The following is a 21468-nucleotide window of genomic DNA, read 5'->3' as shown; positions in this document are numbered from 1 at the left end:
AATGTGCATTTTTATTTAATGTGTAACATTATAAATAAAACACTGTTAAATAAGACTTAATGTACAATTACTTGTACTTAATCTTACAGAGTACCCAGCTCTTTACTCCACTCGTTCCCGAATCAGTTTTGCGAACATTTCTCCGTGAAATCTGCCATTTTCAATAAATATCTCGTTAGCGTTATTTCCTGCAGCAATAACACCTGCGATAAAAATCCCTTCCACGTTAGTTTCCATCGTTTCTGGGTCGTGAATGGGACGACCTGTATCGTGATCGATAGCAACACCCATCGTTTTCAGAAAGTTGTGGTCCGGATGGTAGCCAATCATGGCAAACACGAAATCGGCTCTTGCCGCTTTCCTCTCACCCTGGGTCTCATACTCCACTTCCGAAGCTGTGATTCGCTTCACTTGTGCACGAAACACCATCTTTACTTTGTCGTGGTTTACAAGAGAAACAAATTCCGGTAAAATCCATGGCTTGACACTATCTGAGTACGTGTCTCCACGATATAGGACCGTTACTCTTGCTCCTGCCTTCTCCAATTCAAGGGCTGCGTCAACCGCGGAGTTTTTCCCGCCGATCACGACAACGTCCTGGTCAAAGTAAGGGTGCGCCTCTTTAAAATAGTGAAAAACATGGGGAAGATCTTCCCCTGGGACACCTAGTGAATTGGGATGATCATAATAACCTGTGGCAATGACCACTTGCTTGCAGTGATATGTTCGCTTTGATGTTACTACATAGAATGTCCCGTCCTCTTGCTTCGTCACCTTCGTGACTCGCTCAAATGGATTGACACGAATCTGCTTTCGTTTGACCACTTCTCGATAATAGACGAGAGCTTGGCTTCGCTTTGGCTTTCGCTCTTCTGTTAAAAACGGTACTTGCCCAATTTCGAGCTTTTCACTCGTACTAAAAAACGTTTGATGGGTCGGATAACGATGGATTGCGCTCACAATGTTGTCCTTTTCAATAACAAGAGGCTTGAGACCTTCATTTTGTAACGCAATCGCTGCTGCCAACCCGCACGGACCACCACCGACAATAATCACCTGTTCTTGTTCCATACGTTGATTCACCACACTCTTATTCTTTAAATCGACCTTCGTTCAAAAATGAAACAACCCCCTATAAAGTGAAAGCTTTATAAGGGGACACCATCTTTATTATACCTCGTTATACCCAGCCACGGAAGCGAGATGCTTCGGCCATTTTCCTTACGCCGACCATATACGCTGCTAGACGCATATCCACCTTCCGTCCTTTCGCCAGCTTATAAATGTTATCAAAAGCGTGAACCATAACAGCTTCTAACTTTCCTTCCACCTCTTCTTCCGTCCAATAATACCCTTGGTTGTTTTGCACCCATTCAAAGTAGGAGACGGTAACGCCACCTGCGCTTGCGAGTACGTCTGGTACGAGAAGAATATCGCGCTTTGTTAAAATTTCCGTCGCTTCAATCGTCGTCGGACCATTCGCAGCTTCGACCACGATTTGTGCCTTAATGTTATGCGCATTTTTTTCCGTAATTTGATTTTCTATCGCAGCCGGTACAAGAATATCGCAATCTAACTCTAATAGCTCTTCATTTGAGATCGTATTTTTAAAGAGCTTTGTAACTGTACCAAAGCTGTCCCTGCGATCGAGCAAATAGTCAATGTCAAGGCCGTCTGGATCGTGAAGAGCTCCATAAGCATCCGAAATTCCAATCACCTTTGCTCCTGCATCGTGCATGAATTTTGCTAAGAAGCTCCCTGCGTTTCCGAAGCCTTGGATCACCACCCTTGCATCTTGAAGATCGATACCTTTTTTCTTCGCTGCCTCACGAATGCAAATGGTAACCCCTTTAGCCGTAGCAGACTCCCGTCCGTGTGAGCCTCCAAGGACAATTGGTTTCCCTGTAATAAAGCCCGGTGAATCAAATTCACGTATTCGGCTATATTCATCAAGCATCCATGCCATGATCTGTGAGTTTGTAAAAACATCTGGTGCCGGAATGTCCTTCGTCGGACCGACAATTTGACTAATCGCCCGCACATAGCCGCGACTGAGTCTTTCTAGTTCACGGAACGACATGTCCCGCGGGTCGCAGACAATTCCGCCTTTTCCTCCTCCGTACGGAAGGTCGACAATTCCTGCTTTTAAGCTCATCCAGATAGAAAGCGCTTTCACTTCTTTTTCCGTTACATTTGGATGGAAGCGAACACCGCCTTTTGTTGGGCCTACCGCATCGTTATGCTGGGCCCGATAGCCAGTAAATATCTTTGTTGAACCGTCATCCATTCGCACAGGAATTCTAACCGTTAACATGCGAATCGGTTCTTTCATCAACTCATACATTTCATCTGGATAACCTAATTTATCAAGCGCCTTTTTAATCACTGTTTGCGTAGAAGCAAGCACGTCTGTTGTTTTCCCCGACCGCTTGTCTTTATCTTCCATTCGTTTTCACCTCTGGCCACCCTTACACTCTTTAGTTAAAAAGCTTCGACACTTATAACTATAAAGAAAGTACCTTCTTTTTTCCACCGTTTCTGTAAGAAAAATTACGAGATCATCCAATAGTGTACCCTTCAAAAATCGGATGATTCTTTGCATCGATTTTTGAAGGGTTTTTAAACACGGAAACGTTATTTTTTTAACGAAAGGTTGACAAACGTTTGGATCATTTCCTCATACGACATACCAACCCCTTTGGCAGCATCTGGATACAAACTCGTTGGTGTCATCCCCGGAAGCGTATTGACTTCTAAAATGACCGGATCCGATCCGTCGTTTGGAACGATGAAATCAACCCGCGAATATACATCACATCCTAGCGCTTGGTGAGCACGAACGGCTGCTTGTTGCACATAAGCGGTATGCTCCTCAGAAATTCGGGCAGGAACAATATGTTCGCTCATCCCTGGAGCGTATTTTGACTCATAATCATAAAGTTTATTTTTCGGAACAATTTCCACAACAGGAAGTGACCGCTCTTCCCCTTTATTGCCAAGCACAGCAACCGTTACTTCTGTTCCGGCGATAAACTCTTCAATGAGAATTGTATCATCATGACGGAAAGCTTCTTCAATCCCTTGCAAAAGCTCCTCCTCTGTTTCTGCTACGGTTAAGCCGATGGTTGATCCTTCCTGATTTGGTTTAACGACGACAGGATATGTGCCTGTAAAGTTAAACGCATTTGCATCGTACGTAAATGAATGGAGTACGACCTCCTCTGCAACCCGAATGCCTGCTTTTTCAAAAAAGAGCTTAGCCTTCGCTTTATCCATGGCAAGGGCCGAACCTTGAACACCTGTACCAACATAAGGGATGTTTAACAAGTCAAGCAGTGCTTGAACCTTTCCATCTTCGCCTAACCGTCCGTGAAGTCCAATAAATACAAGGTCAACGTCTAAGTCAACCAAGTCGCGAACCTGATCTGGATGAAAATCAATGCCAATGACCTCATGACCGTTGACCTTTAACGCCTCCATAATCCCTTTTCCTGATGATAATGATACTTCTCGTTCTGCTGATGTCCCACCATATAAAACCGCTATTTTCACGTATGTTCACTCCCACTGTCATATGTTTCTACAATCACTTTATTCAATGAACTATGTATTGGACGATTGTCTATCCTGTATCATTGTATCACAGCTTCAAATATGACGAAGCTAATAGTTTCATCACAAAAAAGTGAACTTCACAAAGTGGGCGCCTCTGCTGAACGTTTGTCCAATCTCTGGCGATGTGGGACACCTAGACGTTGTCATAGGACGTGGATCGTTTCGTCTCTGTTGAGATTTCCAGTTATGACTTAGAGCTAGACCTCTGACGAAGCCGTTTCTGATCCTTTTGTTCTTTAGTAGTTAATTTTTTTAAGTGCAAAAAACCGATGAGTTTCCCCATCAGTTTATGTTCTCGCTTTGAAAAAAGATTGATACAACTTAATGCATGCATCATTAGCAATGATTAATGATCCGTATTCTGCTACACGATAGGTTGAGATTGTTGAAGGATAACCGTATTCGGCCAGCAGGGCTATTAACGACTCTTCATCGATTCCGTCCAAATCAAGATCTGTGAAAGAAATATAGTATCGCCCTTGATACGAATAAAGAGTCCCGCCCGTCATTCCTAACGTTACCAGCCTAGGGACAAGTGAGATGACATCTTCAATATCGGCAAATTCGTAAAACACTTCATCGCTCTCATCAAGGGTCACTTGCATTTCAATATAGCCATCTTCGAGCCCATCTTCATCAAAATCTGATTCTTGGTGACCTTTCGTTACGATAATAACCATCCCTTGTGCTGGGAGGGCAAACACTTCAACAGCAATCGGGCCATCGGCTTTAAAACCTAATTCATCGTCTGCTTCTAGCATCATATCGCGAAACAAGTCATGAACCTTTGGGATATCCTGCCAAAGTTCATCCTTGGTAATGCCTCGCTCTTTTAAGTCATCGAATGTCAAAAACACTTTGATTTTATTCACAGCTAAACGCTCTAAACGCATCTCTGACCCTCCTCTCACGGCCTCCTAACACGACGAAGAAGGACCAAGTCTTGAGATCTTCTTACTATACGGTATGTGGAATTGAACAGAAGGTTCATGATTCAACCCTTTCAGCCAACCCATTTACTTTTATAAATTTTTAGCTCCATCGCTCCTAATTCTTTTGTACTTCCAATAAGGAGCGTCCACCCCTGTTTTGCCCGTTGCCTTATCTCTTTGTAACCTTTATCGTCACGCCAAAGCACTGACGCTCCTGCTCTGTGATAAAGCAAAAGGCGATATAGAGTTTTGATTGACACGTGTAATCCCCTAAAAAAAGCTCGTTTTCGCGTCACGAATGATTAGTTCCACATCTTCCACTGAAATTCCTGCTCTGGGGAAAAGAACGTTACACCCCATTGTTTGCTACTAACGGAAACCTGAAACTGTAACGAAATACGCAATTGACACAATGATAACTTGTCCATTTTCGCCTGATTGCACAAATGTTCCTAATAGTCAATCCCCCATCGCTTAGAATGAATGGATAAATGCCCCCGCTTTGTCGACATTCTTTATGTTAGATTTCCCTTCGTTCGACTTCAAATGATTGCCCTACGCTGTCCCATTCCCATTACTGATAGTAAGTATAACGGAACATACCCCTTTGTACAATCTTGATCATTCCTTCCCGCGACGAAGGATGAGAACATGAGTTTCCGGGGGTGCTCCCAGCCTGAACGGAACACCGGTCGTCCCATAGCCATTGCTGACGAGTTGAACGAAGGTACGGTGCTTCGTTAATGCTCCAGGTTTTTCTAATCCGAGTCCAAAAAGACGAATTTGTCCACCGTGGGTATGACCACTTAATACAAGGTCAAGCGAATGGCGGGGATCTAACTGATGGACGATCTCTGGGTTATGGCTTATGAGAATACGAAATCCGTCAGGAGCGTTTTCCAGCGCGTCAGACAGACGATCCCGTCCATGACCCAAGTCATCGACGCCAATGAAAACGAGGGTATCTTCATTTTGCGCAATCACCGTAAAACGATTCACGAGCTCTTCTACTTGCTCTTCTCGAAATAGCGTCCGAAGCCCTTGAATGTCCCCTTCATAATCATTGTTTCCCCACACAAAAAAGGTCGGCCCGAGCCGCCTTAGTTTTTGGACATTTTCTCGAACCTGTTCGAGCGGTACGTTCTTTTCAAGCAGGTCGCCTCCGATGATGACGTAATCAATCGATGCAGGGAGCTGTTCGAGTAGCTCATCTTCCAGCTTCCGGCGATGGAGATCAGAAATAAAAAAGATCATTACTCCATCAAATGACAAAGGTAGACTCGGAAAATACAACTCATGAGTAATCAAACGATTTTGCTTGGCTTCTTTTTTCATATGGACAACAAGTACGGCTCCAATAATAACAGCGATAATACTACCAAGGATGATCATAATGGAATCCTCCGATTCCGCCAAATAGTAGGTAAATCAACGTCCATTATACCATAAAACAAGGCGAACACCCCTCCAAGCAAGGCGACAATCCAGTGATGAAAAAACAAATGGATGAGTGACAACCCAGCCACAAGTACGAAAGCAAGGCGAACGTGGCTTTCTGCCGGTCTCCCATTCTTCTCTAAAAATAAAATTTTACATAGATCTTGAACAAAAAGCGAATAAGCTAAAAAGCCGATGCTAAACATGAATGCAGCGACGAGCAGCTTGATTGGCGAAAAAATAAGTTGTCCTAATACGAGTGAAACCGACCATGGATGGGAATGGGGAAAGGAAACTGCAGCTGCAAGCAAGCCACCATACCCAGCTAGAAGTAAACCAGACCTGATCGAGACATCTTTTAGCACGTAAAACCCTCCTAGACAAGTTGCTAAGAGCATTGTATTCAGCCTCCGCTTAAAGCATGTCTTTTTACGGTAAAGAAAAAGCCCGTCCAGTGAAACGGGCATTGGTTTGCTTAATTTCGCTCATCATAGCGATGCTCAATATTCTCTAACATAAGCTGTTCATGAGGGCCGTAACCTTCAGACCACTCAACATACTCTGTCGGGCGATTCAAACGGATGGCAAATTCCCCTCCTTGATGGTGTTCAAATCGAGCGAGATGAACTTCGACATCGTCGTTTCTAAAAACGTCATACTCATCGTCGATCGCCTGGAGGCGGGTCTGTGATGTAATCAAGTCATCTGTGCCACTTTTCGTATAACCCTCTGTTTCAAGGACATCTACGTAAGCTTCGAAAGTCGCGTCATTCGTAAACGCAAACAGCTCAAACACAGGTACGTCCCAAATAGGATCGCCACCACTAAACTTTACATAGACTTGCCTGCCCACGATACCGTTTTCGTTGAACCGCTCTAAAACAAAACGCTCGTCATACCAAAAATCTAATCCAAACTCATCGATCACTTCTTTTTTATAAACAAATTCCTCAGACATCCCTTCTAGCTCACCATAGACAATCCGTGTTTCTACATCCGCTTCATCAGCTTCAGCCATGCCTATATCTGGCTGTTCCGCATCATTAGCAGGAGATGTTTCTTCTCCTTCCTCTTCCATCGCAGGAGTCTCAACCGGCTCCTCATCTGCTTCTACCGCTCCGGCTTCTGCGCCTTGATCCATATTGGTCTGATGTTCGTCTTGTTCAAGCGAGCCCTTTTCGATTGCTCGCTCCTGTTCAGAATCAGCATGTAAGCTAAATTCCTCAGGTTGGGAAGGGTTGCCGAAAAGGTTAAGCCCTAATACAGAGCCAATGCCGACCGTTAAAACGAGAAGGGCCGCCATTTGCCAGCGCCGGAATCGCGCGGACCATTGACGTTTCTTTTTTATGTTTGCCGCAATCTTGGCGGAGGAGGAACGTGTAGGCATCTCATCATATTGACGCTTCAACCTTTCCATCGCCCGATCCAATTGGTTTTCACTCATAGCTGTTCACCTACTTTTTCGTACTTCGCTTTAAGTTGCTGTTTTGCACGAAGCATGCGTGTCTTAACAGCTCCTTCTGTAATCCCTAACACTTGAGCAATCTCCTGGTACGTCTGATCGTGAAAATAATGGAGAACGATCGGGATTTTGTATTTATCGTCAAGCTGTTGAATCATCTCGTGAAGGGCTCTCGCCTCTTCGTCAAAATGCTCTTCAACATACGCCGTCTCTGGTGATTGATGTTGCAGCTCTAGCGCTTTCTTTCGCAGCCGCTGCTCTTTTCGGTAATGATCGCGGACAACGTTCAACGTAATTGAATAGAGCCACGTCGTAAATTTGCCCCGATCATGTTTATGGAGAAACCGATATACCTTAATAAACACCTCTTGGGAAATATCCTCTACCGCAAAAGGTGAAACACCTAGCTGGAAGGCAAATTTTTCTACCGTTTTCAGATGCAGTTCGATCAGCTGCTCGAACGCACCCTCATCCCCCTTTTTTGCCTTCATCAGTAAAAGCTCTTCCATTTGTAATGACCCTCCGTAAGATGTACACCTTCTCTATCTGACTATGAAACGACACATTTGAGCTGAAGGTTACACCATATGTAGTCTTTTTAGAAAAACTCAGCGATTAATGAGCCTGAAGACATAAGCAAAGCCTGTATGGACCCGATACTTACATCCTACCATTTCCCGGCACATGGTGGGCTCTTTTTGTGAAAATTTGTATGGTGCCGTGATGCAACCAAAACAGGTTGATACAAAACATTTTGAAACATACAGTACGTAAGTTCACGGCCATAAAAGCTAATCAAACGATCCCATCAATCAAAAGAAAAAGGTTCGGGTCATCAAAAGAAAATGATCCGAACCTTTTTGATTACGTTTGGCTAGTTTTGTCCCCTATTTCAAGTCTTGGGCTAAGCGAATCATATGCTCACAACGAATACCTTGTTCAACGATCGGCTCACGATAATGCTTCGTAAAGAAATCTTTGTCGACGGCGGTGATCGAAAACCCGCATCGCTGATAAAGAGCCAATTGACCAATGCTTGAATTTCCCGTGCCAATTTCGATTCTGTCAGTACCCCTTTTGAGGGCAACGTGAATCCCGTGAAGAAGCAACAGTTTTCCGTATCCTTTTCCTTGCTCCTGTTCAGCCACCGCTATGTTCATCACTTCGAACAGACCTTGCCCTTTATCCTTCAAGACGATGACACCAACAGGCGTTCCTTCCACTTCGGCTAGGAAGCCTAAGCCACCAGAAAGGTAACGTTCGATCATCGCTTGTTCGGGATCAGCTAACAACAAAAGATTCATCGGCAGTTCCTCACCGCATCGCTCCGTTATATTGACCATAGGCAACTTTCCTTGTTGTTCTAAAGAAAAAAACTGCTCTATTTGCTCGCGGTGATGTCGATCATGCTCGATCACTCCTTGTAAGTACGTATGAATAGACAGATCATGATCCCCAATCGTCAACGTCTGTTCCCATGCTTCCTCACATAATTTTTCTACTGTTTCAATAAGCGCATAACGGCTTTTCAGGCATTGAACGATGATCGCTTCTTTTCCTAATCCATCCCGAACTTCCCTCTCCGATTGTTCGTTGAACTTTGCATGAGCACCGGCGGTAAACGTCGCTCTTCCCCCAAGAAAGGGAATAAATCGATGATTGCGGGCAAAATCGTCCCAGCGGTGAAAGTGATGAATCACCTCAGCAGGTGACCATCCTCCCTTCTGGAGTGGCGTGTGCCAGCTTTTCTGGCCCACAAGCACTAGGCGTTTGACCCATTCGGCGTGATTCTCTAACTTAGCGATCAGATGTGGCAGATGGCTCATGAGCTGAAGCGTCCTTTTGACTATATGATAGCGTAGCCGTCAGTAATGTTTTGGCCGCAATCGCTAACGATCGTTCATCGATCATAAATTTCGGATGATGGTGAGGGTAAATAATCCCTTCATCCTCATTTCCTGCACCTGTAAAGAAAAAGGCCCCTGGCACATGATGAAGGTAATAGGCAAAATCCTCGCCGCCCATAACCGGAGCCATTTCAGCTACATGTTCTTCCCCGACAACTGCCACCGCCGCATTCTTAAGGTCGTCTGTTTCTTTCGGATGATTGATCACCGCTGGATAGCCTTTATCATAAGCGAAGGCATATGTAGCCCCTGCAGCATCACAAACACCTTTAATCGTGCGCTCCATTCGTTCAATGATCATATCTTGAATGTCTTCTTTAAACGTACGAACCGTTCCAACAAGGTTTGCCTTATCAGCAATGACGTTAAATGGCCCGCCTGCTTGGAATGACGCAACGGTTACAACAGCCGATTCTAACGGGTCGACATTTCTACTGACAATTTGCTGCAATTGCTGGACGACCGAAGCACCCACCGTCACCGCATCGACCGTCTCGTGAGGTGCTGCTCCATGTCCTCCTTTTCCGTAAATCGTCACTGCAAATTTATCCGCTGCTGCCATGAATGCCCCGCTTCGATACCCGATTTCGCCAACGGGCATCGTCGCCCATAAGTGTGTGCCGTAAATGACGTCCACCCCATCGAGGCAACCATCTTCAATCATGGCAATCGCACCCCCTGGGGCAAGCTCTTCGGCAAATTGGTGGATAAGGACAACACTTCCTTCCAACTGTTGACGGTGCTCCATTAAAATTTTTGCAATGATGAGAAGGGTGGCCGTATGACCATCGTGCCCGCACGCATGCATAACTCCAGGAACAGTTGATTGGTAAGGAAGACCTGTTTCCTCTTGGATCGGAAGGGCATCAAAATCAGCTCGTAACGCCACCGTTGGACCAGGCTTTCCACCTTTAATCGTGCCAACAACGCCTCGGCCTCCTACGCCGCGACGAACATTGACACCAAGCTTTTCTAAATAATCTGCGATGAAGGCAGGTGTTTTTACTTCTTCAAATGATAACTCAGGATGTTTATGAAGTGTCCGCCGAATGTCAACCAATTCGTCAAAATAAGCGTCCACTTTTTTCAATACGGCTTCAAGCATCTGAATCCCCTCCATCTTTTTCTTCTAGTGTAACGCTCCTGTAAATAAAAGAAAAGTCTGTTTATTCGGTTGATTTTTTGTTTTCCGTCCAGTCAAGCCAATCCCCCGAAGGAATCAATGTGCGCACAAGGGGCGAGTCAGGAGTAACTACATATAAATAACAATGGCTACCGTCTTCTAGTGTATGTAAGACCCGCTCGTACAAGTTATGATTCCGATCTGGAGCATAATCCTCCAATTCATCAAGGGAAACTAAATGCTGTTCATTAATCTCATAAAGTTCACCAACCACCTTTCCCCCTTTTTCATCGGCTATAAGTGCTGGATAGCCGAGCCCTGAATCATACAAGTGACCATATACATAGCAACGCCGATTGTGACACCGGGCTCCGCGCAAATAATGATCGTTGGCTCCTCCTTTGCGAAGCGTCCCATAAACAAAAACGAGCAACGTCCATCCCCCCAAGATGTGCTGTAAGTACTCTAGTTATGATTATATACGAAAAAGGCTGGTACCTCTTTATGAGTACCAGCCTAGTAAATTAATCTGACATATTTGAGAATTTGTAGAGAGAATATGCCATTAACACTGCAATTCCCATTGCTAAAAAACCAATGCCAATAATTGCACCTAATTGCCCTGCTGTCATCATTCTCTTGATCCACTCCCATATCTTTTTAAAACGTTTCCTTATCTTGTAGCTTAACATGAACAAAGGCTTTTCATGTGATCATTTTGTGACAATTATAAGACATTCATTTACTTCTAATTCTAACCAAGAATTTTCAGAAACTTATTGAAATTCATTTCCATTCATTGTATAATTTTAATTATGAAACCGTTAACATTTCTTTCGATCCATCTCTCATAAAACATGATATGTCCAAATAAATGAAACAACTTATGTTTAAATGCTCGTGTTGGTTATCATTTAAAAAAACAGAAAAAGGAAGGTGACTTATTTGTTCACAACGAAACGATTGGAAAAATCACTCGTGACAAATGCGGACCTCCACTTTAACCGAACGATCGGATTGCCGATTGAAGTTGTCTGCCTTCAACGTTTGCACACACTCGCCTTTGGTCGGATACAAGCATATAGCGAAGAGTACGTTCAAGTAAATGACCAAACCTTTTCCCGCGATCAATGCTTGTTCTTTGGTCAGCCTGTAACCACCCCTTCACTAAAGAAAGCCTGATGTTGTCGATCAGGCTTTTTTGCTGTTATTTATAATATAAATTAATATCAAATGTATCCTTTAAGTGTTGGAACGTCTCATTTCGCTTTTGCCACAAAGGTTCCGTATCCCATAGTTCGACCGAGCGTTCCACAAGTTCCTTGCGAAGCTCTTCATATTCCGTTTCCGCCTTTTCAGCTTTTTTATGAACGAATTGCATTTGAAAGAACGAAAGGGCCACACCTAACAACACGAATAAAAACGTCTGATTGCCACTAATGAACTGCAATAAATATGTGGTGTGCGTGCTTGTAGTAAGGACGATGACATGGATGATGCCTAGTAACAAGAACGCTAGTCCGAGCACAGACCAAAATCGAAGCTGTTTTTCGAGCTTATCCCATTTTTCTTTACGGACAATTAGCTCTTCAATCATAACATATGTCACATCGGTCACTCGATTTTTTATGAACAGAGTTGCTCCTTTACCGCCCATGCTTCAGTCCCCCTTCATTATCTGATATATGAACGAAGAGGGGCTTAAAGAACTAACTTTTATAACATGTATTCAAGCCAAAACGGAGATAATAGGGCGCCAATGACAATAAGGAAAAAAAACACGAGCAAGATCCGAATGAGTGGAAAGCTAAGCGCCTTTTTCTTCTTCCTTCGCTTACGGCGATGCACGTCAAGCCGAGAAGGCAGCTTTTCGCTAGCAACAGGCAACTCTTCCACGTTTCTGCCTTTAGCTTCATACCGCAAATGTTCTGCTTGGTTATTCACGTGTGCTGGCATAATCATCCCCCCTATTGTTATTATCGGCTACGTTATACCCGATTTGAAGATGATTTTAACATATTTCGCAAGAAGATCCCGAGAAGAAAATCGATGCAAAAATGAGCAAAGATGGTGACGAGTAAATTCCCTGTCACTAAAAACAAAACCCCTAGCAAAAAGCTGATCGCAACGATGCTTATAAACAAAATAGGCTTATGTAAATAGCGAAAGTGGACGAGAGCGAACACGAGACTTGCGATCACGAGACCAAGCTGTTGCTGAATGATGCCGCGGAATAACGTTTCTTCCGCAACGGCAACAACGAGAGATAAAAACGCAATGTGGAAAGTGGATCTGTTGCGAAACACTCGCTCATTAATGCCCCCATCATCCATCCATTCTTTTGGAACATATCGGTATAAAACAATGTCGACTGTCACAACGAGAACGGCTGCACCGCCACCGAGAACGAAAATGTTGAACGGCTCGAAACGAAGGATGTCGATGTAAGCGTCCCAGCTTCCAAACCACCACCAACCTAATATGAACGCAATGACGAGCATGGACGTTTGTGAAAGATAGAGATTTATTAAAAGCTCTCTGTCTGTCATCTGTTTTATAAGCTGTTGCTGTCTCTTCATCCCCGCCCTCCTTTCGATTGATGGCACAATAAAGCTAGACGCTCGCGCCAATGCGGCACTGTTTGACCCACTGCTATGATGGCAGAGGCTTGCTCACCTGGCTGGTCTTTTAAACCACAATTATCACAGCACCGTACAGGCCGGCTTGTCAGTTGTTCTGAAAAAAATGACAGAAGCCTTTCCCGGCGGCATTCCTTTGTCTGTAACCATTCTTCGACTAAGTATAGTTCTTTTGCCTTTATTCGCTCGCGCTGTTGAAAGTGGGATTCCACAATGGATACGAAATCATCAACGGTCCGGTTCCTTTTCTTAAACCTCTCAAGCAAGAAGCGGACGAATCTGTGTGCCGTCGCTACATCCCCGCCATATGAAGGCACTTCAGTTGTTTGACAATCTTGAATCATTTGAATGATTTCATCCTTTGACGGGTGATCATGTGTCATGAGCGAACGAGCTAATCCCTTATCCTCCTCCGAAAACAGCACATAGGCGCTACTCGCAAGTCCATCACGACCGGCTCTACCGATTTCCTGGACATATGAGGCGATCTGCTGCGGGTAATGGTAATGAATCACAAAGCGAATATCTTGCTTGTTAATGCCCATTCCAAATGCACTCGTACTGCAAATCAAATCAAGCTCTCCCGCCATAAATTGCTGTTGGATCAAGATTCGATCCTCGTTGCTCATCCCCCCATGATAAAAGGCCACTCGTTTCTTGACGTTTAACATAAGCTCCCTAGCGATTTGCTCACTCCATAAACGGCTTGAAAAATAAATAATCCCCGCCCCGCTATGTCGCTCAATAATCCCCCGAATTGCTTCAAGCTTATTCTTTACGGTCGGTGTTTGCTCTACCGAAATGGATATGTTTGGCCTGTCCACACTATGAACAATCGTAACTGCCTCATCAATCGATAATTGGGTTAAGATGTCTTGCTGAACAGCTGGGGTAGCCGTTGCTGTCAACGCCAAACATGGTGGATTCCCAAGCTGGTGTTTCACGTCTGAGAGGCGAAGGAAGTCTGGACGAAAATCATGTCCCCATTGGGAAATACAATGGGCTTCATCCACAACAAAATACGACACCTTCACTTGCTTTAACCGCTTGAAAACGACAGGGTGCTGCACCATTTCAGGAGAGAGAAACAACAGCTTGTACAGATGAAGCTGTTTAATAATTCGCTCCTTAGCTCCTTTTGACAGAAAGCTACTCAGCGCCGCCACGTCTTTCCAGCCGTTCGATTTCAGTTGCTGCACTTGATCTTCCATTAGTGAAAGCAGTGGTGAAATGACGAGCGTTACCCCTTCTGTTATTCGCGCCGGTAATTGATAACAAATGGACTTCCCAGTACCTGTCGGAAGCATCGCAAACACATCGTTCCCCTCCACTAGCGCTTCTATCACTTCTTTTTGTCCTGAGCGGAACGAATGGTATCCAAACCATTTATGTAATTCTTGTTCCAAATTCATGTACAGCCTCCATTTTTACAAGCACTAATCGGATTTGAAAGTAACTACCTGGTTGTGTCAACTGATCCCGTATTGGCCTCAGTTTTTTTGTGTTTAACGTTCTGGCAATTTGGATGATCTCTTGCTCCAAATCCCGCGGGACAAACGCCCTGAGCGAAAACGTCTCATCGTGTAGAGCAATTTCGACAAAATGATCTTCAATCGTGCTCCGTTTTAATCGCCGAGCCTTTGCAATTCCCTCTAATGATAAGCCTTGCCTGAACATTGACCACGTCTTCTGAGCTGAATTGGTTAACACGTTACCCGAATCTTCTCCCGATTGAAACAACGACTGGATCAGCGGATAACACTCACGATTCTCTATAACAACCGAACCAATTTGCTGTAGCGATACTGTATGGATCAAAGCTGCATCAGATCGGGAGAGCCCTAGATCATAGGCGATTTGCTCCAACGTTTGGCCGATTTGTGTAGATCCGCTTAATTGGCGAACGAGCACTTCGCATTGCACTTCCTCCATTTTCGTCAACAGCTCGACGAGTTCATGATGCAATCGTGTTAATTGCTGGATGCGAGCTTGTGGGCTGTGAGGAATGGTTCGCTTCACCCATTGTTGAACGGCCTCATTTAAGGTTACAGGATAAAACGTTACACCTGCGACACGATTCGATAAGGCTTGCAACCATAATTGTAAACACATCCAAGCTTTTTTCGTTTCATTCTTCCATCTCCATCCATCGACATAGTGAAGAAAGGTATGTGTATGTCGCCACTCTTCAAGCTCCTCTCTCCCCTTAGCTGTCACGACCACTCGCCTATCGTTGACCGTGAGAGCATCATCCTTTTTTAACTCCTCAATTAATTCCTCAAACTCGGTTCGCGATAGATGGGAAAGAAGTCCGAAGTAAGGAAGCAGTCCAAATAAGTGTCCATCTTGAATCGTTTGTGCTGATCGTTTTCCGTTCAATAAATGGTAAAGGCCGTAAATGGAGCGATCACCCCTTACCCGATCGATTGCCAGTAAGATGACACCTTTTGTTACGTGATTCGTCATGAACGCCTCTCCCTTCACCGAAATTACCGATCACAGCTCTTCGTTTATTTTAACAGACAATGCTCTGAAAAAGAGGGGTAATGCTCACTCTCTCTGGACAAGTTAAAGACAAACCGTTATACGAAAAAAACTTAACGGTTGAAAACTGTTGTCATCACCGATACAATAGTTACTGGAACGAACGAGCTGACCGTTAAAAATATATAAACATCCATTTCTTTTCTGTCATACAACTGTTAGAGAAGAGATAGGTTCTGATTCTTAGAGGAGGGGTTCTTGTGCCTAAATACACAATTGTTGACAAAGATACATGTATCGCCTGCGGTGCATGTGGAGCAGCTGCACCAGACATTTATGATTATGATGATGAAGGGATCGCGTTTGTTACCCTTGATGATAATGAAGGAACGGTTGAAGTTCCAGACGAATTGCTTGAAGATATGATCGACGCTCAAGAAGGTTGCCCAACAGACTCAATCAAGGTAGCCGACGAGCCATTTGATGGCGACGCATTAAAATTTGAGTAAATCGTTGGCAGAAAAAGCGGCCCTTTTCGGTGGAGCCGTTTTTTTCTTCCTTTCTTTTTTCGAAGTTGCTATAATGGACGTTGATTACATTTATACATAACAAGGGAGGACTTCAGATGGCAATCGAACCAAAGGTCATTGAAGCATTTATTGAAATTCCAACTGGTAGTCAAAACAAATACGAGTATGACAAAGAGCGTGGCGTTTTCAAATTGGATCGTGTTCTTTTTTCGCCAATGTTCTATCCAGCAGAATACGGCTACATTGAAAACACACTAGCCCTTGACGGCGATCCATTAGATGTTCTTGTCATTGTCTCAAATCCAACATTCCCGGGCTGCGTTATTGATGCCAAAGTACTCGGATTTTTAAACATGATTGACGGTGGTGAAGAGGATCAAAAACTAATCGCCGTTCCAACAGAAGATCCTCGTTTTAAAGATGTGAACTCTTTAAACGATCTACCCAAGCATAAGCTGGATGAAATCGCTCACTTCTTCAAAACGTACAAAGACCTTGAAGGAAAGAAAACAGAGGTTGGTGCGTATGAAGATGCAGAAGCAGCCGCTAAATTAATTGACGAGTGCTTTGCTCGTTATAAAGGATAATATATGGAAAAAAGGCTCGGGATTATCCCGAGTCTTTTTCATTCTTTCACTATGCCTTTACATAAGTTCGTGTAAGGTGAGCCCTTCCAATGCGAGCAAAATGTTGTTAGACCAAATCTCTCCGAACGCCTCAAGTGGAAGCGGATTTTTCCCTACGCCCACTTCAATTGTAAATCCCGGTCTTCTCGTCTCTTGAATAAACCAATCCTTGTATCCCCCATCGCTATCCGCCGTATGAACCGGTTTATACGAGCTCATAAGTGAAAGGCGCTCCACCATGGCTTTGCTAACGTTAGGCTCGAATCCTTTATACCCCCAATAAATCTCTTGACCTTGGGAATGAAAGGCAAGCACATACGCAAAGTCATTTGCCTTCGTATACTCGTAGATTGCGATCGCCTCTGGTTCTGACAGCGGCGAAGGTCCGCTATAGTGGCGCGGCCATGGCTGCTGTGGACTTTCCGCCGCCTCCTTCTCCCACCCTGCTGGCCACTGGTGGTTCAAATCGACACCGCGAATGTTGCTCGACCAATGATCAAACGTCCGTGCACCTTTATTGATGGCAAGAACCTGTTCATAAAAAGGATGTTCTGGGTAGATTCCTTGCTGAACAAGCTCGACACCATCAGGGTTGACGAGGGGCACGAGATGGAGAGTCACCTTTTTTAGCAACTCGTAAACCGAATAGCCGAACAAATCGGCTTTACTCACCTCCGCCTCGATTAACGTTTGTAAAAAAGTCATCAAAAATTTTGCTGTATGCCATTCGTTCGCATGCCAACCGCCTGAATAAAAAATCGGAATCTCTCCTGATCCTATTTCAAATGCGACAATCTCCTTCCCCATGACCGATTTGCCGATGACCGATTCTTTAACCCGTTGTTGTTTTAGCCTATTCCGATCAAGCAGCAGCTCCGTATATCCATACTCATACAAACATTCGAACGGTCCTGCAGCAAATGTTGAATTCACGCTTTTTGGGATCAAAAGTTCTGTTCCCGGATAGACGTAAGATCGTTCATGGGCAATAAACGAATTGCTATCCAAAAGGTCGACCGCACGAACTCCGTAGCGATTTGCAATTTTCGCTAGCGTCTCCCCTTTTTCTACAACATGTTTCAACATTTCACCACCTCTTTTCACAATATTTCTCACCGTAAATCTTCAGTACCTAATTGACAAATGTCCATCTCCTGTGGTAAGTTATCAAAAAATTATAAAACACATTTGCTTAAAAACGATGACGAAGATGAGGAATGTAGATGACCAATCCAGAGAGCTGGTGGTTGCTGTGAACCAGCTTGGCTCTACAATTTCCGTAGCCCTTCTGAGTTGACGCTCTGAACATTTAAGTAGGAGCGCTCCGGTTAATCCGTTACCTTGGAGACGTAGTTAAATCTCCTTGAGGCACATACTGCGACAACAAGTATGTGTGAATGAGGGTGGCACCGCGGTATGAACCTTCCGCCCCTCACGACAGTCGTCGTGTGGGCAGAAGGTTTTTTTACTATCAAAAAAGTTTGATGTTAGGGGGGCATGTGCTTCAAAATCATTCCATTGCTTGCTGCTAAAGGTAGAGAGGACAGACGATCAAGAGAGAATACTTAATTTAAGGAGTGGAGTTTAACGTGATTGAACAAGCAATCGCTGACAAAAGCCAAACGGAGAACAAAGCCATTTATCGCATCCTCGTATCGGATGCTATGAGCGAACAAGGACTTTCCCCTTTATTGAATGACCCTCGTGTAGAGTGCGTACAACAAAACGTAGCAGACGCGGATGATTTACATGAATATGATGCGTTACTCGTTCGTAGCGCCACAACGGTCACAGAAGAACTCATGGAAAAGATGTCTTCCTTAAAAATCATTGCCCGCGCTGGTGTGGGCGTTGACAATATCGACATCGATGCTGCGACAAAGCATGGGATTGTCGTCGTAAACGCTCCCGACGGAAACACCATTTCTACGGCTGAGCATACTTTTGCGATGATTTGTTCCCTCCTGCGCAAAATTCCACAAGCGAATGCATCGATAAAAGCAGGTGAATGGAAGCGTAAGGCGTTCCAAGGAACCGAGCTCCGCGGCAAGACGCTCGGGATTATCGGATTCGGCCGAATCGGCTCACAAATTGCGAAACGTGTCAAGGCGTTTGAGATGACTCCTTATGTGTTTGATCCATTTTTAACGAAAGCCCGTGCCGAAAAGCTTGGTGTCACTGTAGCAAGCTTAGACGACGTTCTTCAGGTCGCCGATATTATTACGGTCCACACCCCTTTAACGAAAGAAACGAAAGGCCTCCTAGGCATGAAAAACATTGGCAAAACGAAAAAAGGGGTATTTCTCATTAACTGTGCCCGCGGTGGAATCATCGATGAAGAGGCGCTTAAGCATTACTTGCGTGAAGGCCATATTGCTGGTGCGGCATTGGACGTATTTGAAGAAGAGCCTGTCGCTGACGAAGAGCTACTCGCCTTTGACAACGTCATCGCCACTCCGCATATTGCTGCTTCCACAAAAGAAGCACAGCTTAACGTGGCAGAACAAGTCTCACAGGAAGTTCTTCACTTCTTAGAAGGCAACCCTGTCAGCAACTCCATTAACCTACCGACCCTCTCTAAAGAAGTTTATGAGAAGGTCAAGCCTTATTATGAGTTAACGAAGAAAATGGGCTTCTTGCTCTCCCAATGTATGAAAACACCGGTACAAGAAATTGAAGTTCGCTACGGCGGGAACGTCGCCGATATTGAAACGTCGATTACGACAAGAAGCTTAATGGCCGGATTCCTTTCTCCACGTGTTGATGCGGGCGTGAACGATGTTAACGCTGGTCTCATTGCAAAAGAGCGTGGAATTAGTTTTACAGAAAAGCATAGCAGCAACCAAACGTTCGGGTATGCAAACATCATCCATGCGGTCGTTCATGGAGAAGATCGCACGTTTGAGGTTCACGGAACGTTTATTAAGGAATATGGACCACGGATTGTGAAAATTAATGGCTTCAATGTTGATTTTGTTCCAGAAGGTCACTTAATTTACATTCAACACAATGACCGTCCAGGTGTCATCGGAAAAATGGGTCAGCTCCTCGCCGAGCACAATGTGAACATCGCGACAATGCAAGTTGGTCGTCAAGAGGAAGGCGGCGACGCGATCATGATGGTAGCAGTGGACAAAGTTGCCACCGATGAAGTGATCGAAGCCTTAAAAGCGGTTGATGAAATCCATTTTGCCGATCGCATCGAGTTGTAGCACGAGCAATGAAGCTTGTCCCTATTGTAAAAAAACTAGCTGGCGTTACCCAGCTAGTTTTTTTATATCCAGATATGATGGCACAAACGATCTAATTGTATTTCTTTGGAATACGTAAGAAATTGAACCCCTTTGTCTGACAAGCTAACGGATTGCTTGTGAATGTGAAGAAGCCCTTCCACCTTTGCCACATCAAAATAAAACTTGTATAGATGAGCGGGTCGTCTTCTGTTCCCTTTCATCAACCGATAGCCAAATGTCCGATCATGACATTTCCAAAAACGAGGGTGAATCGTATCCGGTGCTGTTAAACGAATATGGCCATGGTGTTTAATTCTTTTCAGCATAAACACAAACCCATCCACTAAATCGATCTGATAGCTTGTAAGGTCTGTTTGTTCATTTAACCATTGAAAAAGCTCTGTTGTCGCTTGCACCTGTCCCATCCTATTTTCCGTCCTTTTTACCTAGTGATCAAGTCTTATTTTACCACACTTACACATAGGCTGGCGACAGAGCTCCTTTTACTTTAGAGCCAACACTTGACCAGGGAAAATCAACTCATCTGTTAAGTCATTATTCGCTTGCAACTCTTCCACTGTTAACTGATGGTTTAGCGCAATCCGATAGAGTGTATCTCCCGTTTTCACGACATGACTTTCTTCGTCATCAAGAAGGACGATAAGGTCATCTCTAGGATGGATCAATGTGTCGTTTAAACCGTTGATCTCCATTAACGTTTCTACACTCATTTCATGTTTTTGCGCGATTCCCCATAAAGTATCACCTTTTGAAACCGTAAAAACTTGTTGATTTTCTAGCAGCTCTATTTCTTCTAGTTCATCCTCATCTTCGTTAGTAAATTTGTTTTTAAATGCATACGTGGATTCCTCTTCCTTCCCGTCTTTCCAGCTATCATCCACGGCAGCATACATATAATCCCGCTCATCAGCTAAGACGAGAAACGGGTCAATCGCATTTGATTTTTCAACATTCCATTCATCCTTATGTACCTCAAAATGAAGGTGCGGACCAGACGATCTCCCGGTGTTACCAACGGTACCAATTTGCTCGCCTTCCTTTACTGTGTCGCCTTCCTCTACAAACCTTTCATTCAAGTGTGCATAAACCGTTTCCAAACCATGATCATGTTGAACAAAAATGACATGGCCATAGCTATCTGAATAATAAGATTTTCTTACCATTCCGTCTGCAATAGAAATAACAGGGGTCCCAACAGGTGCAGCAATATCAATCCCGTGATGGGTCCCGCCTCTCGTTCCAAATGTATCTGTAATTTCCCCTACGGTCGGCCAAATATGAATAGGTGAAATCGCTTTTTCTTCTGCAGAGGCTGTACTTGTACCGATGAACATGATTCCGATACACGTTCCGATCGCAAGGGCAATAAACAACCTTTTAATAAAATCAAGCATGGGTTCCTCCTTATGTGTTCGCTCATTTAGCTGGAATGAACTCGTCCATGATCTACTGCTATCCT

24 protein-coding genes and 1 other annotated feature are annotated in these 21468 nt (G+C 44.3%); of the genes, 4 read left to right on the top strand and 20 right to left on the bottom strand.

All coding sequences use genetic code 11. The features are described 5' to 3' along the window. Positions 1-102: 102 nt before the first annotated feature. The 12 genes from E2L07_RS05305 to E2L07_RS05250 form a co-directional block, all read right to left on the bottom strand. Positions 103-1071 carry a YpdA family putative bacillithiol disulfide reductase gene (locus E2L07_RS05305; protein ID WP_134229023.1) on the bottom strand — a complete coding sequence of 323 codons (969 nt, stop codon included), beginning with the start codon at positions 1069-1071 and terminating at the stop codon, positions 103-105. Between the two features lie 109 nt (positions 1072-1180). Continuing rightward, positions 1181-2446 carry a Glu/Leu/Phe/Val family dehydrogenase gene (locus E2L07_RS05300; RefSeq protein ID WP_053431378.1) on the bottom strand — a complete coding sequence of 422 codons (1266 nt, stop codon included), beginning with the start codon at positions 2444-2446 and terminating at the stop codon, positions 1181-1183. A gap of 188 nt (positions 2447-2634) precedes the next feature. Then, complete coding sequence (locus E2L07_RS05295; RefSeq protein WP_053431379.1) at positions 2635-3552, bottom strand: D-alanine--D-alanine ligase family protein; 918 nt, start codon at positions 3550-3552, stop codon at positions 2635-2637. A gap of 350 nt (positions 3553-3902) precedes the next feature. Further along, the gene (locus E2L07_RS05290) at positions 3903-4508 is read right to left on the bottom strand and encodes a genetic competence negative regulator (protein WP_010897783.1); all 606 of its coding nucleotides are present in this window, start codon (positions 4506-4508) and stop codon (positions 3903-3905) included. 110 nt (positions 4509-4618) lie between these two features. After that, on the bottom strand, positions 4619-4807 hold the full coding sequence (locus E2L07_RS05285) for a hypothetical protein (RefSeq protein ID WP_134229022.1): 189 nt from the start codon (positions 4805-4807) through the stop codon (positions 4619-4621). Positions 4808-5168: 361 nt separating this feature from the next. Next, on the bottom strand, positions 5169-5939 hold the full coding sequence (locus E2L07_RS05280) for a metallophosphoesterase (protein WP_010897781.1): 771 nt from the start codon (positions 5937-5939) through the stop codon (positions 5169-5171). Next, complete coding sequence (locus E2L07_RS05275) at positions 5936-6349, bottom strand: hypothetical protein (RefSeq protein ID WP_010897780.1); 414 nt, start codon at positions 6347-6349, stop codon at positions 5936-5938. Before E2L07_RS05275 ends, E2L07_RS05280 begins: the two co-directional genes overlap by 4 nt. Positions 6350-6459: 110 nt before the next feature. Beyond that, positions 6460-7428 (bottom strand): hypothetical protein, encoded by a 969-nt coding sequence (locus E2L07_RS05270; protein WP_134229021.1) that lies wholly within the window; start codon positions 7426-7428, stop codon positions 6460-6462. Continuing rightward, positions 7425-7955 (bottom strand): RNA polymerase sigma factor, encoded by a 531-nt coding sequence (locus E2L07_RS05265; protein WP_010897778.1) that lies wholly within the window; start codon positions 7953-7955, stop codon positions 7425-7427. Before E2L07_RS05265 ends, E2L07_RS05270 begins: the two co-directional genes overlap by 4 nt. A gap of 378 nt (positions 7956-8333) precedes the next feature. Next, positions 8334-9272 carry a GNAT family N-acetyltransferase gene (locus E2L07_RS21625; RefSeq protein ID WP_134229020.1) on the bottom strand — a complete coding sequence of 313 codons (939 nt, stop codon included), beginning with the start codon at positions 9270-9272 and terminating at the stop codon, positions 8334-8336. Beyond that, a complete protein-coding gene (locus tag E2L07_RS05255; RefSeq protein ID WP_134229019.1) occupies positions 9244-10458 on the bottom strand; it encodes a M20 family metallopeptidase in 1215 nt (404 codons plus the stop codon). Before E2L07_RS05255 ends, E2L07_RS21625 begins: the two co-directional genes overlap by 29 nt. Positions 10459-10519: 61 nt before the next feature. Further along, positions 10520-10909, bottom strand: a complete 390-nt coding sequence (locus E2L07_RS05250) for a gamma-glutamylcyclotransferase family protein (protein ID WP_041820470.1) — start codon at positions 10907-10909, stop codon at positions 10520-10522. 512 nt (positions 10910-11421) lie between these two features. On the opposite strand from E2L07_RS05250, the gene E2L07_RS05245 reads away from it, so the two are divergent. Then, a complete protein-coding gene (locus E2L07_RS05245; protein WP_134229018.1) occupies positions 11422-11658 on the top strand; it encodes a hypothetical protein in 237 nt (78 codons plus the stop codon). A 25-nt stretch (positions 11659-11683) separates the two neighbouring features. Here the strand turns inward: E2L07_RS05245 and E2L07_RS05240 are convergent, their stop codons facing one another. The 5 genes from E2L07_RS05240 to E2L07_RS05220 are packed head-to-tail and all read right to left on the bottom strand — an operon-like array spanning position 11684 to position 15581. Beyond that, positions 11684-12133, bottom strand: a complete 450-nt coding sequence (locus tag E2L07_RS05240; RefSeq protein ID WP_134229017.1) for a YpbF family protein — start codon at positions 12131-12133, stop codon at positions 11684-11686. A 59-nt stretch (positions 12134-12192) separates the two neighbouring features. Continuing rightward, positions 12193-12432: a hypothetical protein gene (locus tag E2L07_RS05235; protein ID WP_053431386.1), complete on the bottom strand. Its 240-nt coding sequence runs from the start codon at positions 12430-12432 to the stop codon at positions 12193-12195. A 32-nt stretch (positions 12433-12464) separates the two neighbouring features. Further along, positions 12465-13055 carry a CPBP family intramembrane glutamic endopeptidase gene (locus E2L07_RS05230; RefSeq protein WP_053431387.1) on the bottom strand — a complete coding sequence of 197 codons (591 nt, stop codon included), beginning with the start codon at positions 13053-13055 and terminating at the stop codon, positions 12465-12467. After that, positions 13052-14527 (bottom strand): RecQ family ATP-dependent DNA helicase, encoded by a 1476-nt coding sequence (locus E2L07_RS05225; protein ID WP_134229016.1) that lies wholly within the window; start codon positions 14525-14527, stop codon positions 13052-13054. Before E2L07_RS05225 ends, E2L07_RS05230 begins: the two co-directional genes overlap by 4 nt. Next, positions 14502-15581 (bottom strand): YpbB family protein, encoded by a 1080-nt coding sequence (locus E2L07_RS05220; RefSeq protein WP_010897769.1) that lies wholly within the window; start codon positions 15579-15581, stop codon positions 14502-14504. Before E2L07_RS05220 ends, E2L07_RS05225 begins: the two co-directional genes overlap by 26 nt. A 278-nt stretch (positions 15582-15859) precedes the next feature. On the opposite strand from E2L07_RS05220, the gene E2L07_RS05215 reads away from it, so the two are divergent. Continuing rightward, complete coding sequence (locus E2L07_RS05215) at positions 15860-16108, top strand: ferredoxin (RefSeq protein WP_010897768.1); 249 nt, start codon at positions 15860-15862, stop codon at positions 16106-16108. Between the two features lie 116 nt (positions 16109-16224). Further along, a complete protein-coding gene (locus E2L07_RS05210) occupies positions 16225-16716 on the top strand; it encodes an inorganic diphosphatase (RefSeq protein ID WP_010897767.1) in 492 nt (163 codons plus the stop codon). A 57-nt stretch (positions 16717-16773) separates the two neighbouring features. Here the strand turns inward: E2L07_RS05210 and E2L07_RS05205 are convergent, their stop codons facing one another. Next, the gene (locus E2L07_RS05205) at positions 16774-17841 is read right to left on the bottom strand and encodes a M14 family metallopeptidase (RefSeq protein ID WP_053431390.1); all 1068 of its coding nucleotides are present in this window, start codon (positions 17839-17841) and stop codon (positions 16774-16776) included. Between the two features lie 106 nt (positions 17842-17947). Beyond that, positions 17948-18191 (top strand) — a binding site (T-box leader). A gap of 153 nt (positions 18192-18344) precedes the next feature. Here E2L07_RS05205 and serA point away from each other — a divergent pair. Next, positions 18345-19967 (top strand): phosphoglycerate dehydrogenase, encoded by a 1623-nt coding sequence (serA, locus tag E2L07_RS05200; protein ID WP_243854912.1) that lies wholly within the window; start codon positions 18345-18347, stop codon positions 19965-19967. A gap of 62 nt (positions 19968-20029) precedes the next feature. Here the strand turns inward: serA and E2L07_RS05195 are convergent, their stop codons facing one another. Beyond that, complete coding sequence (locus tag E2L07_RS05195; RefSeq protein WP_053431391.1) at positions 20030-20413, bottom strand: hypothetical protein; 384 nt, start codon at positions 20411-20413, stop codon at positions 20030-20032. Between the two features lie 78 nt (positions 20414-20491). Then, the gene (locus tag E2L07_RS05190) at positions 20492-21403 is read right to left on the bottom strand and encodes a M23 family metallopeptidase (protein WP_134229015.1); all 912 of its coding nucleotides are present in this window, start codon (positions 21401-21403) and stop codon (positions 20492-20494) included. Between the last annotated feature and the right edge of the window lie 65 nt (positions 21404-21468).

It is taken from the genome of Halalkalibacterium halodurans (assembly GCF_004376175.1).
GTDB classification, from domain to species: Bacteria; Bacillota; Bacilli; order Bacillales; family Bacillaceae_D; genus Halalkalibacterium; species Halalkalibacterium halodurans.
The sequence above is the reverse complement of the archived record's forward strand: the minus strand, read 5'-3'. Positions and strand labels throughout refer to the sequence as shown.

Coding starts and splice junctions, on each gene's coding strand:
- E2L07_RS05305 (WP_134229023.1), bottom strand. CDS start 1,071: ATGGAACAAGAACAGGTGATTATTGTCGGTGGTGGTCCGTGCGGGTTG.
- E2L07_RS05300 (WP_053431378.1), bottom strand. CDS start 2,446: ATGGAAGATAAAGACAAGCGGTCGGGGAAAACAACAGACGTGCTTGCT.
- E2L07_RS05290 (WP_010897783.1), bottom strand. CDS start 4,508: ATGCGTTTAGAGCGTTTAGCTGTGAATAAAATCAAAGTGTTTTTGACA.
- E2L07_RS05280 (WP_010897781.1), bottom strand. CDS start 5,939: ATGATCATCCTTGGTAGTATTATCGCTGTTATTATTGGAGCCGTACTT.
- E2L07_RS05270 (WP_134229021.1), bottom strand. CDS start 7,428: ATGAGTGAAAACCAATTGGATCGGGCGATGGAAAGGTTGAAGCGTCAA.
- E2L07_RS05265 (WP_010897778.1), bottom strand. CDS start 7,955: ATGGAAGAGCTTTTACTGATGAAGGCAAAAAAGGGGGATGAGGGTGCG.
- E2L07_RS21625 (WP_134229020.1), bottom strand. CDS start 9,272: ATGAGCCATCTGCCACATCTGATCGCTAAGTTAGAGAATCACGCCGAA.
- E2L07_RS05255 (WP_134229019.1), bottom strand. CDS start 10,458: ATGCTTGAAGCCGTATTGAAAAAAGTGGACGCTTATTTTGACGAATTG.
- E2L07_RS05240 (WP_134229017.1), bottom strand. CDS start 12,133: ATGGGCGGTAAAGGAGCAACTCTGTTCATAAAAAATCGAGTGACCGAT.
- E2L07_RS05235 (WP_053431386.1), bottom strand. CDS start 12,432: ATGCCAGCACACGTGAATAACCAAGCAGAACATTTGCGGTATGAAGCT.
- E2L07_RS05230 (WP_053431387.1), bottom strand. CDS start 13,055: ATGAAGAGACAGCAACAGCTTATAAAACAGATGACAGACAGAGAGCTT.
- E2L07_RS05225 (WP_134229016.1), bottom strand. CDS start 14,527: ATGAATTTGGAACAAGAATTACATAAATGGTTTGGATACCATTCGTTC.
- E2L07_RS05220 (WP_010897769.1), bottom strand. CDS start 15,581: ATGACGAATCACGTAACAAAAGGTGTCATCTTACTGGCAATCGATCGG.
- E2L07_RS05210 (WP_010897767.1), top strand. CDS start 16,225: ATGGCAATCGAACCAAAGGTCATTGAAGCATTTATTGAAATTCCAACT.
- E2L07_RS05205 (WP_053431390.1), bottom strand. CDS start 17,841: ATGTTGAAACATGTTGTAGAAAAAGGGGAGACGCTAGCGAAAATTGCA.
- E2L07_RS05195 (WP_053431391.1), bottom strand. CDS start 20,413: ATGGGACAGGTGCAAGCGACAACAGAGCTTTTTCAATGGTTAAATGAA.
- E2L07_RS05190 (WP_134229015.1), bottom strand. CDS start 21,403: ATGCTTGATTTTATTAAAAGGTTGTTTATTGCCCTTGCGATCGGAACG.